Source organism: Aquimarina penaris (genome assembly GCF_040786285.1).
In the GTDB taxonomy this organism is placed as follows: domain Bacteria; phylum Bacteroidota; class Bacteroidia; order Flavobacteriales; family Flavobacteriaceae; genus Aquimarina.
The window spans coordinates 953288-968119 of the sequence record NZ_JBFMKQ010000001.1 but is presented as its reverse complement, the minus strand read 5'-3'; the positions used below and the strand labels follow the sequence as shown (position 1 = coordinate 968119).

General features: G+C 34.8%; 12 protein-coding genes. 6 read left to right on the top strand and 6 right to left on the bottom strand.

Translation table 11 applies throughout. The features are described 5' to 3' along the window. The 5 genes from pyk to ABW637_RS03830 all read right to left on the bottom strand — a co-directional run bounded on the left by pyk (window position 1) and on the right by ABW637_RS03830 (window position 4339). The gene (gene pyk / locus ABW637_RS03850; protein WP_367583312.1) at window positions 1-1428 is read right to left on the bottom strand and encodes a pyruvate kinase; all 1428 of its coding nucleotides are present in this window, start codon (window positions 1426-1428) and stop codon (window positions 1-3) included. Next, complete coding sequence (locus ABW637_RS03845; protein ID WP_367583311.1) at window positions 1428-1919, bottom strand: IPExxxVDY family protein; 492 nt, start codon at window positions 1917-1919, stop codon at window positions 1428-1430. Before ABW637_RS03845 ends, pyk begins: the two co-directional genes overlap by 1 nt. 172 nt (window positions 1920-2091) lie before the next feature. Beyond that, complete coding sequence (gene rnc / locus ABW637_RS03840) at window positions 2092-2835, bottom strand: ribonuclease III (RefSeq protein WP_367583310.1); 744 nt, start codon at window positions 2833-2835, stop codon at window positions 2092-2094. Further along, on the bottom strand, window positions 2835-4088 hold the full coding sequence (gene fabF, locus ABW637_RS03835) for a beta-ketoacyl-ACP synthase II (protein ID WP_367583309.1): 1254 nt from the start codon (window positions 4086-4088) through the stop codon (window positions 2835-2837). Before fabF ends, rnc begins: the two co-directional genes overlap by 1 nt. A 17-nt stretch (window positions 4089-4105) precedes the next feature. Beyond that, window positions 4106-4339: an acyl carrier protein gene (locus ABW637_RS03830; RefSeq protein ID WP_024768509.1), complete on the bottom strand. Its 234-nt coding sequence runs from the start codon at window positions 4337-4339 to the stop codon at window positions 4106-4108. Between the two features lie 183 nt (window positions 4340-4522). On the opposite strand from ABW637_RS03830, the gene purN reads away from it, so the two are divergent. The 4 genes from purN (at window position 4523) to ABW637_RS03810 (ending at window position 8864) form a co-directional block, all read left to right on the top strand. After that, window positions 4523-5107: a phosphoribosylglycinamide formyltransferase gene (gene purN / locus ABW637_RS03825; RefSeq protein ID WP_367583308.1), complete on the top strand. Its 585-nt coding sequence runs from the start codon at window positions 4523-4525 to the stop codon at window positions 5105-5107. Between the two features lie 133 nt (window positions 5108-5240). Then, window positions 5241-5876 (top strand): ribonuclease H1 domain-containing protein, encoded by a 636-nt coding sequence (locus ABW637_RS03820; protein WP_367583307.1) that lies wholly within the window; start codon window positions 5241-5243, stop codon window positions 5874-5876. A 69-nt stretch (window positions 5877-5945) separates the two neighbouring features. Beyond that, entirely contained in the window at window positions 5946-6875 is a 930-nt protein-coding gene (locus tag ABW637_RS03815) for a PfkB family carbohydrate kinase (RefSeq protein ID WP_367583306.1), read from the top strand. Between the two features lie 90 nt (window positions 6876-6965). Continuing rightward, window positions 6966-8864, top strand: coding sequence for an amidophosphoribosyltransferase (locus ABW637_RS03810; RefSeq protein WP_367583305.1), 1899 nt, complete (start codon window positions 6966-6968; stop codon window positions 8862-8864). 268 nt (window positions 8865-9132) lie between these two features. Here the strand turns inward: ABW637_RS03810 and ABW637_RS03805 are convergent, their stop codons facing one another. Next, on the bottom strand, window positions 9133-9741 hold the full coding sequence (locus tag ABW637_RS03805; RefSeq protein WP_367583304.1) for a superoxide dismutase: 609 nt from the start codon (window positions 9739-9741) through the stop codon (window positions 9133-9135). 191 nt (window positions 9742-9932) lie between these two features. On the opposite strand from ABW637_RS03805, the gene ABW637_RS03800 reads away from it, so the two are divergent. Both ABW637_RS03800 and ABW637_RS03795 read left to right on the top strand, forming a co-directional pair. Continuing rightward, window positions 9933-13088 carry a UvrD-helicase domain-containing protein gene (locus ABW637_RS03800; RefSeq protein ID WP_367583303.1) on the top strand — a complete coding sequence of 1052 codons (3156 nt, stop codon included), beginning with the start codon at window positions 9933-9935 and terminating at the stop codon, window positions 13086-13088. Between the two features lie 285 nt (window positions 13089-13373). After that, window positions 13374-14771, top strand: coding sequence for an OmpA family protein (locus tag ABW637_RS03795; RefSeq protein ID WP_367583302.1), 1398 nt, complete (start codon window positions 13374-13376; stop codon window positions 14769-14771). Window positions 14772-14832 lie beyond the last annotated feature (61 nt).

Genomic DNA, 14832 nt, shown 5'->3' with positions numbered 1-14832 from the left:
TTAGATTTGCGACACACGAAGCGTGTTTACCATCCCTTTGGCAGTAATAGGCATAGCAGCAAGGTTAATTAGCATATCTCCTTGTTCTACGAATCCACGATCCATTGCAATTTTATTGATATCCTCTACAGTTTCATCAGTACTTACAAATTTATCATAGAAAAGAGCCTTTACACCCCACAACAAACTTAATTGAGAAAGTATTCTTTTATTACTCGTAAATACTAAAATATGTGCATCCGGTCTCCATGCAGAGATCTGAAATGCAGTATATCCACTATTGGTTAATGTACATATGGCTTTAGCATTAATATCATTAGCCATATGAGCCGCGTGATAACAAATAGATTTTGTAATAAATCTGTTTGTTCTTATGTGCGGAGGGTTTTGAGGCACGTTTATGAGCTCAGAATTTTCTACACTACTAATAATCTTAGTCATAGTTTCGATTACCTGTACTGGATATTTTCCAACAGAAGTTTCTCCAGATAGCATCACTGCATCTGCCCCATCCATTACAGAATTAGCCACGTCATTTACCTCTGCACGTGTTGGCGTAAGGCTATCGATCATGGTCTCCATCATTTGCGTAGCAATAATAACCGGTATTCTGGCCGTTTTAGCTCTAAGAACCAGTTTTTTCTGGATAAGAGGAACTTCTTGCGCCGGGATCTCTACTCCCAAATCTCCTCTCGCCACCATTAGCCCATCACAATAGGCTACAATTTTATCAATATTTTCTACCCCTTCAGGTTTTTCAATCTTAGCAATAATAGGAATTTTATGCTCGCTATGCTCTTTGATCAAGTCTTGAAGTTGCATTAAATCCTGAGCGTGGCGCACAAAAGATAATGCTATCCAATCCACTTCCTGTTGGCACGCAAAAATGGCATCGTTTACATCCTTTTCTGTTAGTGCAGGTAAAGAAATATTAGTATTAGGTAGATTCACTCCTTTTTTAGACTTTAGAGGGCCTCCTTGTATTACTTTGGCTTTAACGGTGTCTTTGTTATTTGAAGAAACTACTTCAAAAATCAATTTACCATCATCTAATAATATTCTTTCTCCCGCTTTTACATCTTTCGGAAAGCTTTCATAATTCATATATACCTTTTCCTTCGTCCCTTCAAAAGGTTCTCCGGTAACAAAGTTGATAGAATCACCATCATTTACAATGACATCACCTTTCATAACACCTACCCTAAGTTTAGGTCCTTGTAAATCACCTAATATTGCAGCATTATATCCATGTTTTTCGCTAAGTTCTCTAATGATTTTTACTCGCTCTTTTACATCATCATAATCAGCATGCGAGAAATTTATTCTAAACACATTTACACCTGCTTCGAGCATTTTTTTTAACACTTCTTTGCTACTTGTTGCAGGTCCTAGTGTGGCAACTATTTTGGTTCTTTTACGTTTTGGCATTATTCGAATATTAAGTTGTTCTTTGATTTTAATACTGCATATTCTACAGGATATGCAGTAATAATTTGTGAAACAGAAAGCATTTGGGTTAGTAATACTTTACTTGAAAAATTTGACGCTTCGGTTTCTATTTTTAAGAAATAATCTACTTTTTTTAGTTCTGGGATTAAATATTTTATAGCATACGTATTTTCTGTACTCATAAATAATCCTTCAGGAACAGGTTTTTTAGGCTCTGTTTTTGCACTAAACTTGTTTCCTAAAAGACTATATGTATTGTATTGAAAATGATCGTTATATTGATACAGCGGAAAACTTGCCTTGAGATCATCATATTCAAAATTAATATCTTCTTTTTTTCTGAAAAGCTGCAAATTCAAATTCTTATTTAGCAAAAATGCCAATCTGTATGAAGCTATCGAACTGTGAATGGCAATTAGTTCATAATTATCATCATCTAGGGTATCTAAAACTAATTTCTGAATAGTCACGTTACGATTTTTTTTTTCAGAATTAACCCGAAATATACAAATAAAATCATCTAACGACTTTAATTAAATCTAAAGATATTTCACGAAAACGATTGAGTTAGTATCTTTTAGCTATAAAAAATCCTGGTTTTCTATTGAAGTAAATATTTTGACCTTTTTTACAGAAAAAAATCTAATCTTTTGGAGTATTTATTTTGGATTGAAAAGCAAAATAAGCTCTTTTCGAAGCTTTTTCTTCGGCCTTTTTCTTAGAAGTTGCTCTTGCTTTTGCCACTACTTTATCATCTATCCATAGTTTTACAGCAAAATGTTTCATTTCATCTTTACCTGTATCCTCATAGATTTCATAGCTAAAGACTTTCTTTACTTTTTGGCACCACTCTATCAATAAACTCTTATAACTAATCACCTGTCCTTCGAGACTCTCTATATCAACATAAGGGTCAATTACAGCTTCATGAATGAATCGCTCGCAATAAACAAAACCTCGATCCAGGTATATCGCACCTATTAAGGCCTCAAAAAGGTTTCCGTGTATATTGATACCAAATTGGGATTTAGGAATATTGGTTCTTACCAATTCAATTAGTTTAAGATCTTTTCCCAACTCATTTAAATGCTTACGACTTACTACTTTAGCTCGCATTTTTGTAAGATATCCTTCATTACCATCGGGCACTTTTTTGAATAAATGTGCTGCAATAACGCTACTTAACATAGCGTCTCCTAAAAATTCTAATCTTTCGTAGTTAAGAGCATTTCCTTTTTTGTCTTTTAGATTTAGTGACCTGTGTGTAAATGCTTTTTCGTAGGGCTTGATGTTTTTTGGTTTAAATCCTAAAATTTTTTGAATTTTAGAAAAAAAATTCCCGTCCTTTTCAGAGCGGGAATTTAATATGTTTCGAATAACATTCATTATTCGTCTAATTTTTTAAATAATACACAAGCATTATGACCTCCGAAACCAAAAGTATTACTCATTGCATAAGTAATATCACGCTTTTGGGCTTTGTTTAAGGTTAAATTCAACGAAGAATCTATGTTCTCATCCACAGTAGTGTGGTTGATTGTTGGGGGCACTGTATTGTGTCGCATAGCCAAAATCGAAGCGATTGCCTCTATAGCTCCTGCAGCACCAAGTAAGTGACCTGTCATAGATTTTGTTGAATTAATATTGATGTTGGGTGTATGATTTCCAAAAACTTTGGTAATTGCTTTCAATTCTGCTACATCTCCCAAAGGTGTGGAGGTGCCGTGAGTGTTTATAGCATCTACTTGTTCTGGTTCTACGCCTGCATCTCTCAAACAATTAAGCATTACACGCTCTACACCTATTCCGTCTGGATGAGGAGCTGTCATGTGATATGCATCACTAGACATCCCACCGCCAACAACTTCGGCATAGATTTTTGCACCACGCGCTTTAGCATGTTCATATTCTTCAAGAATAAGTGCTCCACCACCTTCACCCAATACAAAACCATCTCTGGTCGCATCAAAGGGTCTAGAAGCAGTTTCTGGACTTTCATTTCTTGTAGATAAAGCATGCATAGCATTAAATCCTCCCATACCTGCAATAGTAACTGCAGCTTCACTTCCTCCTGTAATAATGATATCACAATGTCCTAAACGAATATAGTTTAGAGCATCAATCATTGCATTTGCAGAGGACGCACAAGCAGAAACAGTAGTATAGTTAGGACCCATAAAACCATTTCGAATAGAAATATGTCCAGGAGCAATGTCGGCGATCATTTTCGGGATAAAGAAAGGATTGAAACGTGGTGTTCCATTCCCATTGGCATAACCAATTACTTCTTCCTGAAAAGTTTCTATTCCTCCGATGCCTGCTCCCCAGATCACACCAACTCTAAACTTATCAACCTTCTCAAGGTCAATAGCAGCATCTTTTATTGCTTCTTCAGAAGAAACAATGGCGTACTGCGCAAATTTATCGAGCTTACGTGCTTCCTTTCTATCAAAATAGTCTGTGGAAATGTAATTCTTGATTTCGCAAGCAAATTTAGTCTTGAAATTTTCGGTATCGAAATAGGTAATGGGAGCGCAACCGCTCTTACCACTTACCAGTCCATCCCAATATTCATCAATATTGTTACCGATAGGTGTTAACGCACCTAATCCGGTGACTACAACTCGCTTAAGATTCATACTTTGTTGTGAAGTTATTACTTTGCGTCTTCAATATAAGATATTGCTTGACCCACTGTTGCAATGTTCTCAGCTTGGTCATCTGGAATCTGAATATCGAATTCCTTTTCGAATTCCATAATCAATTCTACGGTGTCTAGCGAATCTGCTCCCAGGTCATTTGTGAAGCTTGCTTCGTTTACAACCTCGTTTTCGTCTACACCTAATTTGTCAACGATTATCGCTTTTACTCTTGATGCAATGTCTGACATAATTTTTAATTTTAATTTTTAATTTAGGAGGCAAAAATAAAAAACTTTATTTTAAAACCCCATAATCCCGCAAAAATGTATTTGTGTTTTTATCAAATATAGGGAAGAAATGGCTTTTTTGCTGCCTAAAACTGAATAATAATTATTTTTTTTGTGCTCTCTAATTAACAACTTTATCATATTATGAAGCGTATCGTAATTTTTGCTTCCGGCTCTGGTACCAATGCCGAAAACATTATTAAATACTTCCATGAACGAAAAATTGCCGAGGTAACACATGTGTTCTCTAACAACCTGCGTGCCAAAGTCTTAAAACGTGCTCATGACCTGAAAGTAAAGGCATTACACTTTGACAAAGAGTCATTTTATGTCACTAATGACGTATTAAATGTTTTAAAAGATGCCCAACCAGACTTAATTGTACTCGCTGGATTTCTATGGATTTTTCCGAAAAAAATTATTGATGTCTTTCCGAATAAGGTCATAAACATTCACCCCGCATTATTGCCAAAATATGGCGGAAAAGGAATGTATGGGCATCATGTACACGAAGCCGTTGTTAGAAATAAAGAAAAAGAAAGTGGGATTACTATTCATTATGTAAATGAACATTATGATGAAGGAGCCATTATTTTTCAGGCCAAAACGGCAGTACAAGAAGAAGATTCTGCCGAAGATGTTGCCAAAGCAATTCATCAACTAGAATATAAAAATTTTCCGATCGTTATAGAAAAGCTTCTGTTTTCTGAAGAAAAAAGTAATGAGTAGAGAGAAGTATTAAGAAATTCAAAACCTAAACGTTTAATTCAAAGATAAATTTCAGTTTCTCCCCCTTTGGGAGAGATGTCCACAGAACAGAGAGGGTTAACACAACAACAAACTTTGAACTAGAAACTAAAAGATGGCAAAAAAAGAAAAATTTTATGTAGTTTGGGAAGGTCACCGACCTGGAATTTATACCAAATGGGATGATTGCAAGGCTGCTGTAAAAGGATATGCAAGTGCAAAATATAAATCTTTCGACTCTTTTGATGTCGCTAAAAAGGCATATAATGGAGATTATGAAGATTATAAAGGCAAAAGCAAACCCAAAAAAACACTTACTGCAGAGCAATTATCTAAAATAGGTGAACCTAACCTATATTCTATTGCTGTAGATGCAGCATCTAGTGGCAACCCTGGTAAAATGGAATATCGTGGCGTGGATACACAAACCGAAAAACAATTATTTCATCAAGGCCCTTTTGCACAAGGAACGAATAACATAGGAGAATTTTTGGCATTGGTTCATGGTTTGGCCCATCTAAAAAAGAAAAACAGCGATCGTATCATTTACTCCGATTCTAAAATTGCTATAGGATGGGTAAAACAAAAAACGTGTAGAACCAAGCTAAAAAGAAGTGCAAAAAATGCAGCAATGTTCGAATTAGTCGACCGAGCCATACAATGGTTAAAGACAAATACATACACTACAAAAATTGTAAAATGGGAAACTAAAGCCTGGGGAGAAATTCCTGCAGATTTTGGAAGGAAATAAGTGTTGTAATAATCCTCTTACTACTTAAAAGTAAAACGTATATTTGCAAAAAAATTATTACGCTATTTTATGAGTAAATTACTTATTGTAGGCACTGTAGCCTTTGATGCTATTGAAACTCCTTTCGGAAAAACAGACAAGATATTAGGTGGAGCAGCAACGTATATTGGTCTTTCTGCAGCAAATTTTAATATTTCTTCGGCAATTGTTTCTGTAGTTGGAGACGATTTTCCTGAAGCTGACCTTAAAATGCTTCAACAAAAAAATATTGATACAACTGCTGTTGAAATTGTAAAAGGAGGAAAAACTTTTTTCTGGAGTGGTAAATATCATAATGATCTTAACTCAAGAGATACTTTAGATACGCAACTCAATGTATTAGCAGATTTCAACCCTGTAGTTCCCGAGAGTTATAAGGATGCCGAGATTGTGATGCTTGGTAACCTTCATCCATTGGTACAACTTAGTGTTCTTGAACAAATGTCTACTACACCAAAACTAGCGATATTAGATACTATGAATTTTTGGATGGAAGATGCATTTATTGAAGATCTTCGTAAGGTGATTACAAAAGTAGATGTAATTACTATTAATGATGAAGAAGCTCGACAATTAAGTGGGGAATATTCATTAGTAAAAGCAGCTAGAGTTATCGAAAAGATGGGACCAAAATATGTGGTCATTAAAAAGGGAGAGCACGGAGCGTTATTATTTCATGAAGATCAAATTTTCTTTGCCCCTGCGTTACCATTAGAAGAAGTATTTGATCCAACAGGTGCGGGAGATACTTTTGCAGGTGGATTTGCAGGTTATTTAACAAAGACAGAAGACATTTCTTTTGAGAACATGAAAAACGCCATTATCCATGGTTCAAATTTAGCCTCTTTTTGCGTAGAAAAGTTTGGAACGGAACGAATGGAGAACCTTAACAGGGACGAAGTGCAAAAAAGGCTTCAACAATTTAAAGAATTAACACAATTTGAAATAGAATTGTCTTGATATAAAATTTAGCCTTGAAACTTTATGTTTTGAGGCTTTTTTAATTATGGTTTACCCGAATACAACACGAACTTAGAATTTTGGAATACAATGAGTGATGCGTTAAAACATGAATGCGGTATCGCATTTATTAGACTATTAAAACCATTAGAATACTACAAAGAGAAGTATGGAAGTGCATTTTATGGAGTAAATAAAATGTATTTAATGATGGAAAAACAACACAATCGCGGGCAAGATGGTGCGGGTTTTGCTAGTATAAAACTAGACACCCCCCCAGGAGAACGATATATTAGCAGAGTTCGCTCTAGCGAGTCGCAACCCATACAAGATATTTTTTCTCAAATTAACGATAGGATTAATAAAGAATTAGTTGATCATCCAGAATATGCCGATGATGTCGAGCTACAAAAAAAGAACATACCCTATATCGGAGAAGTGCTTCTAGGTCATGTGCGCTATGGAACTTTTGGCAAAAATAGTGTAGAGAGTGTTCACCCATTCTTGAGACAGAATAACTGGATGCATCGTAACCTAATTGTTGCGGGGAATTTTAATATGACCAATAATGATGTTTTGTTTGATAATCTGGTTCGCCTTGGTCAGCATCCTAAAGATAAGGTTGATACGGTTACCGTAATGGAAAAGATTGGTCATTTTCTTGACTCTGAAGTGGCAAAACTTTATAAACAACTTAAAAAAGAAGGATTTAATAAAATTGACGCCTCGCCTAAAATTGTAGAACGATTAAATGTGGCTAAAATCTTAAGAAAGTCATCAAGAGACTGGGATGGAGGCTATGCAATGGCAGGTATGCTGGGACACGGAGATGCATTTGTACTAAGAGACCCTGCAGGAATAAGACCTACATACTACTACAAGGATGATGAGGTTGTCGTTGTTGCATCAGAAAGACCAGTCATACAGACAGTGTTTAATGTTCCTTTTGATGAGGTTAAGGAGTTAAATCCCGGAAAAGCGATTATAGTTAAAAAGAACGGAGAAACTTCTATAAAGAAAATTATTGAGCCCTTAGAACGAAAAGCGTGCTCTTTTGAGAGAATTTATTTTTCTAGAGGAAGTGATGCAGAAATTTATGAAGAAAGAAAAAACCTTGGACGATTGCTCATGCCTCAGGTTTTAGAAGAAATTAATCATGATACCGTAAATACCGTTTTTTCTTTTATCCCTAATACTGCCGAAACCTCTTTCTACGGAATGGTTGAAGCAGCCCAGGATGAGCTTAATAAACAAAAAAACGAAAAAATACTTTCTGAAAAAGAAACATTAACAGACGAGCGTCTTTCAGAAATCCTTTCTTCTAGATTAAGAACCGAAAAAATCGCAATAAAAGATGCGAAGCTTCGTACCTTTATAACAGAAGATAGCAGTAGAGATGATTTAGTTGCTCACGTTTATGATGTAACATATGGCGTTGTGAGACAAGAAGATAGTCTTGTTATTATTGATGATAGTATTGTAAGAGGAACAACCCTAAAAAAGAGTATTATCAAAATGATGGATCGACTTAACCCAAAGAAGATCGTTGTTGTCTCCTCTGCTCCACAAATTCGATATCCCGATTGTTATGGAATAGATATGGCCAGGCTAGAAGGTCTAGTTGCTTTTAAAGCAACATTAGAACTCTTAAAAGAAAACGGAAACTACGATTTGGTAGAGCAGGTATATGAAAAATGTAAAGCACAAGAAAATTTAGCAGATGTCGATGTGCAAAATTTTGTAAAAGAGCTTTATGATGGGTTTACTGATCAAGAAATAAGTGATAAAATAGCTGAATTATTAAGCGATAAAACAGTAAATGCCGAAGTAAAAATCATATATCAAACGGTAGAAAACCTACATCTGGCCTGCCCTAAGAACCTTGGAGACTGGTATTTTACAGGGGATTACCCCACAGCAGGAGGAAACAGAGTAGTGAATAAAGCTTTTATAAACTTCTATGAAGGCAAAAATGAAAGAGCCTATTAAAAAGTAAAAATAAATTGCTGTTAAAAATGGTTAATTTGTGTAGTTCAACAATTATTTTGACCTTTCATCTAAAACATTTTTTCACAATGAAATAACGCTTTATATTAGCAAAGCCATAGCATAAGTAGGTTAAGTTCATGGTAGATTTGGGGCAAAAAAAGGTGGTTTTTCCACCTTTTTTTATTTTATGACATTTCGTAATTTATCTATATAAAAAGAGTCGCAAAATTGCGACTCTTTTATTTTTATTAGAGAAAATTATTTGTTTTTATTTTCCTTGTGCATATCTACTTGATACCTCGTTCCAATCGATTACATTAAAAAATGCTGTAATATAATCCGGACGACGGTTTTGATAATTTAGATAGTATGCATGCTCCCATACATCCAATGCAAGAATAGGAGTGCCACCACAACCAGTACCTGGCATTAATGGATTATCTTGATTAGGTGTAGAGCAAATCTCTACTTTCCCTCCTTGATGTACACATAACCAAGCCCATCCCGAACCAAATCTTGTACCGGCAGCACTAGAGTAAGCATCTTTAAAAGCATCAAAAGAACCATAAGCAGCATTAATAGCATCTGCAAGCTCGCCTGTTGGCTTTCCGCCTCCATTAGGAGACATAACTTCCCAAAATAAATTGTGGTTGTAATACCCTCCACCATTATTTCTTACTGCCGTATTCGTTTTATCAAGATTAATTAGGATGTTCTCTATAGTTTTACCTTCAAGATCAGTTCCTTCTATGGCAGCATTTAGCTTATTCGTATAACCAGCATGATGTTTATCATGATGAATTTCCATGGTACGAGCATCTATATGGGGTTCTAACGCATCAAATGCGTAGTTTAACTTTGGTAATTCGAATGACATATGTTATTTATTTGATTAATAAAAAATGAAAATGACACCAAATTTAACAATTAGAACGGTGAATAAAAATTAATAATTGTTATAAATTAATTAAAACAAGTGTGGGCGTTGAATGGGCTTTCCATTGGTTTTATTTATATCTCTAAATGCCATAAAAATGACAGCTTTTAGTATTTTAGTAAAAAAATAATTTGAATTCTCATACCGCTTTTACCATATATAGTGCTGCTGCAGGGGCAGGAAAAACATATACCCTGGTAAAAGCATACTTAATTACTTTATTAGAAGGAGAGTTTAAAGATGCCTACAAAAATATTTTGGCAATTACCTTTACGAATAAGGCGGTTGCCGAAATGAAAACTAGAGTTATAGAGAACTTAGTTGCTATTAGCAAACCCAGTACGCCTTCAAAATATCAGGACTTATTAAACGAACTGGTCATAGAGACTAAAATACCCGAGCCAAAATTAAAGCAAAAAGCGCTTAGGGTTCTAAGAAGTATTCTACACAACTATGCTTCTTTTGATATCGTTACTATCGACACCTTTACACATAGAGTGATTAGAACCTTTGCGCACGATTTAGGAATTCCTATGAATTTTGAAATCGAAATGGATACCGAGGTACTCATCGAAGAGGCAGTTGATGCCCTGGTGGCAAAAATTGGTTTAGATCAGGAAATTACTAAACTAATCGTTGATTTTGCAATTAGCAAGCTTGAAGAAGATAAAAGCTGGGACATAACTATAGAATTAAATAAAGTTGCAAAGCTTTTATTTAGCGAAAACGACAGAGAACATGTTAATAAACTTTCAAGCAAGAGTATAAAGGATTTTGAACAGTTACATCTTACTATTTCTCAAAAAATCACCGAAAGCAAGATATTCATTATGTCAAGGTCAAACACGATACTTGAATTGATTGATAGCAAAGGGCTTACCGAGACTGATTTTAAAGGTGGGTATATTACTAAACACTTTCAAAAATTAATAAACGGAGAAACTCAGATCAATTTCAAAAGAGCTAAATGGACTCAAGAAATAGAAACTACGGCTTTTTATAATAAAACGTTGGAGGATTACAAAAAAGAACTAATAGATACAATTAGGCCATTAATAGAAGAGACATTTCTAGCTACTAAAAATGAAATAACCCAAATACAGTTCTTTCAGAATATTATAAAAAACCTAACACCTCTTTCTGTACTCAACGCGATTAACAAAGAATTGGTCGAAATCAAAAAAGAAAGAAGAATTTTATTGATTTCTGAGTTTAATACCATTATAAGTAATGCCGTTCAGGATCAACCTGCACCTTTTATTTATGAAAGATTAGGAGAACGATACAGAGATTACTTTATTGATGAGTTTCAGGATACTTCAGAATTGCAATGGAATAACTTAGTACCACTTATTGACAATGCGATGGCTACAGAAACCTTAACTGGAAAAAAAGGTCAACTCACCATTGTTGGTGATGCAAAACAAGCAATTTATAGATGGCGAGGAGGAAAAGCCGAACAATTTATCAACTTATCTTTGGATAAAAATCCTTTTTCTGTGAAGCAGAAGCAAGTGCTAAATCTACCGCGAAATTATCGCAGTCATGAGGAAATAGTTGCATTTAATAATAATCTGTTTACTTTTTTATCTCATGATTTTAGTAACCAAAAGCATCAGGAACTCTATCGTGCCGGTAATCAACAAGAAGTGAATTCCAAAAAGGGTGGATATATTAATCTATCATTCATCAATGCAAAAAATGTAGCCGAAGAACATGAAATTTATCCACATAAAGTTTATGAAACCATCATAGAGCTTACAGAAAAAGGATATCATTTAAACGAAATTTGTATTCTGGTAAGAAAGCAAAGAGAAGGGGCCGTGATTGCTGATTTTCTTAGCGAGAAAGGACTTTCTATAATTTCATCAGAAACTCTGTTGATTAAAAATGCTCCAGAGGTAGCATTTATTATAGACTTAATCACTTGGTATGCACAACCAGAAGACCTACTAGCAAAAACCAATATGTTGCATTTTCTGGCAGATCGGTTCTCTATCCATGAGCAACATTCATTTCTACAAAAAATGATTTTTGCCGATCAGAAAACATTTTCATTAGCATTGAAAGACTTTAGCATTGATTTTAGTCTTACTACATTAGCAACAAAACCACTCTATGATGCTATAGAATATATTATTAGTAGCTTTAAACTTGCCCATACCACTCCGGCATATATACAGTTTTTTTTAGATGAAGTATTTGGGTACACACAAAAACATACAGGAAATATCCTAGGTTTTCTTTCCTATTGGAATACCAAAAAAGAAAAGTTAAGCATTGTTGCTCCTAATACCGAAGGAGCTATTCAGATCATTACAATTCACAAAGCCAAAGGGTTAGAGTATACTTGTGTGATTTATCCATATGCTAATATCGACATATACGAAGAGATAGATCCTAAGACATGGTTATCCATTGATAAAGAGAATTATAATGGTTTTGAAGAAGTTTTTATTAACTATAATAAGACGATATCAGAATATAATAATGATGCCGAAAGTATTGTTATAAACAAGCAAGCGCAATTAGAACTAGATAAATTTAATCTTTTATATGTAGCATTAACGAGAGCCATAGAACAGCTATACATCATCTCTAAATTAGAATTAAATTCGAAAGGTGAAAGTAATCCAAATAAGTTTTCAGGGAAATTAATCAATTACCTAAAGCATTTAGATCAATGGAATCCCGAAAAAACCGAATATACATTTGGCTCCTCGGCAAGACCCGAAATCACAAGATCTGATACATCACTCAAAGAAAATGTTATAAAGCTTTCACAATTTGATGATTCATCAAAAAAATATAGTGTGCATATTATAACCCATTCGGGTAAATTATGGGATACTGCTCAAAAAAGTGCTATAGAAAAAGGAAACATAATGCATGATCTTATGGCTTCAATATATACGCATAACGATGTACAGATAGTACTTGATGAAGCTCTTATATCTGGAGAAATTACGGTTTCAGAAAAAGAAATACTTGCTAACGAAATAAAAAGTGTGGTTGAACATCCACAACTTTTTCAATATTATTCTATGGGTAATACGGTCTATAATGAAAGAGATATTATGTCTAACGGAAGGTTATTTAGACCCGATAGAGTGGTCATTGACAAAAACAGTAACATCACTATAATAGACTATAAAACTGGCAGTAATAGTGCTTTACACACAAAACAGATACAAGAATATGCCGATATTCTTAACGATATGGGACACACCATACAGGATAAAATCCTGATTTATTTTAACGAAAATATTACGTTAAAATATATATGAATAATTAATCATTTTCACAATTACTAAAAGAATTTTAAGGATAAAAGGTATTTTTATCTTATAATTGTACCATAATTGTTGAGATAAATACTATAATTTTTCTCTGAAGCAGTCACAATCATCTATTTTTTTGGGTTTAAAAAGCTACATGAAAAAACTTTAAGACCCCTGAAAACAGCGATATTTACTGGCCTGTTAAGAAAATTTTATTAGATTTGTCTTTGACAGTTATGTTTAACATATTACATTTGCTCTAATTAACACTTAAAAATTAAATTATTGAATATGAAACATCTTAGCAGATTTTTAGCGGCTTCGTTATTTGTACTGGGACTTAGTACAGCGAATGCACAAGATGAGAACAATCCTTGGGCGGTTTCTATAGGCATTAATGCCGTTGACATCTTTCCTACTGGGGGAGACCTTATTACTCAGGGAGAAATTTTCGACGAATTTTTTAATGCTAATGACCACTGGAATATCCTTCCATCTGTTTCCAAATTATCTGTAGGTAGATATATTGGTGATGGTTTTACTTTTACAGTTTCTGGGTCGGTTAACAAAATAGAGAATGCAGGAGAGCTTCCTGACGGAACTCAAGTTGCCGCAGATGACTTATCGTATTATGCTGCAGATGGTACAATTGGGTATAGCCTTAAAAACGTGCTTAAAACAGGTTGGTTTGACCCTTACTTAGGTATTGGTGGTGGATATACTTGGGTTGACGAAGTAGGTACTGGAACATTAAACGGTTCTTTAGGAATTAACCTTTGGATGACCGAAAATCTTGCATTTAACCTTCAAACAACATACAAGCATGTGTTCGAAGACTACGAAGTAAACAACTATCCTCCTACTCATTTCCAACACTCTGCTGGACTTACTTTCGCATTCGGAGGTAAAGATACTGATGGTGATGGTATATATGACAAAGATGATGAATGTCCAGATGTTCCTGGTTTAAAGGAATTCAACGGATGTCCTGATACTGACGGTGACGGAATCACTGATGCTAAAGATGACTGTCCTGATACTGCAGGTACTGCAGAATTTAACGGATGTCCTGATACTGATGGTGACGGTGTTGCTGATCCTAAAGATGAGTGTCCTACTGTAGCTGGATTGCCAGCACTTAATGGATGTCCTGATGCTGATGGTGACGGAATCACTGACGCTAAAGATGAGTGTCCTAATGAAGCTGGACCTGCTGCTAACAACGGATGTCCTTACCAAGATAAAGATGGTGACGGTGTATTAGATAAAGACGATAACTGTCCTGATGTTGCCGGAACTGTTGCTAACAATGGTTGTCCAGAAGTAACTGAAGAAGTACAAAAAACTCTTAATGAGTATGCTGCACAAGTATTATTTGATTCTGGTAAATCTAGTATCAAAGAAGCATCTAGCAAGGTACTTGGTGATATCATCGCAATCTTAAAAGAGTACCCTACTGCTAAGTTTACTGTAGAAGGTCATACTGATAGTGCTGGTAGTGCAAAACTTAACCAGAGATTATCTGACTCTAGAGCTAATGCTGTTAAGACGTACTTAACTGAAAACGGTGTAGATCAGTTTAGATTATCTGCTGTTGGTTACGGAGAAGATAGACCAATCGCTACTAACAAAAATAGAGCTGGTAGAGCTAAAAACAGACGTGTAGAGATTAACTTAGTGAAAGAATAAGTTAACCCTCAACAATAAATACTAAAAACGTCCCGATAATATCGGGACGTTTTTTATTTTT

Excerpts from the sequence above, each read along its gene's own strand:
- pyk (WP_367583312.1), bottom strand. The coding sequence starts at position 1,428 with ATGCCAAAACGTAAAAGAACCAAAATAGTTGCCACACTAGGACCTGCA.
- rnc (WP_367583310.1), bottom strand. The coding sequence starts at position 2,835 with ATGAATGTTATTCGAAACATATTAAATTCCCGCTCTGAAAAGGACGGG.
- fabF (WP_367583309.1), bottom strand. The coding sequence starts at position 4,088 with ATGAATCTTAAGCGAGTTGTAGTCACCGGATTAGGTGCGTTAACACCT.
- ABW637_RS03830 (WP_024768509.1), bottom strand. The coding sequence starts at position 4,339 with ATGTCAGACATTGCATCAAGAGTAAAAGCGATAATCGTTGACAAATTA.
- purN (WP_367583308.1), top strand. The coding sequence starts at position 4,523 with ATGAAGCGTATCGTAATTTTTGCTTCCGGCTCTGGTACCAATGCCGAA.
- ABW637_RS03820 (WP_367583307.1), top strand. The coding sequence starts at position 5,241 with ATGGCAAAAAAAGAAAAATTTTATGTAGTTTGGGAAGGTCACCGACCT.
- ABW637_RS03815 (WP_367583306.1), top strand. The coding sequence starts at position 5,946 with ATGAGTAAATTACTTATTGTAGGCACTGTAGCCTTTGATGCTATTGAA.
- ABW637_RS03810 (WP_367583305.1), top strand. The coding sequence starts at position 6,966 with ATGAGTGATGCGTTAAAACATGAATGCGGTATCGCATTTATTAGACTA.
- ABW637_RS03805 (WP_367583304.1), bottom strand. The coding sequence starts at position 9,741 with ATGTCATTCGAATTACCAAAGTTAAACTACGCATTTGATGCGTTAGAA.
- ABW637_RS03795 (WP_367583302.1), top strand. The coding sequence starts at position 13,374 with ATGAAACATCTTAGCAGATTTTTAGCGGCTTCGTTATTTGTACTGGGA.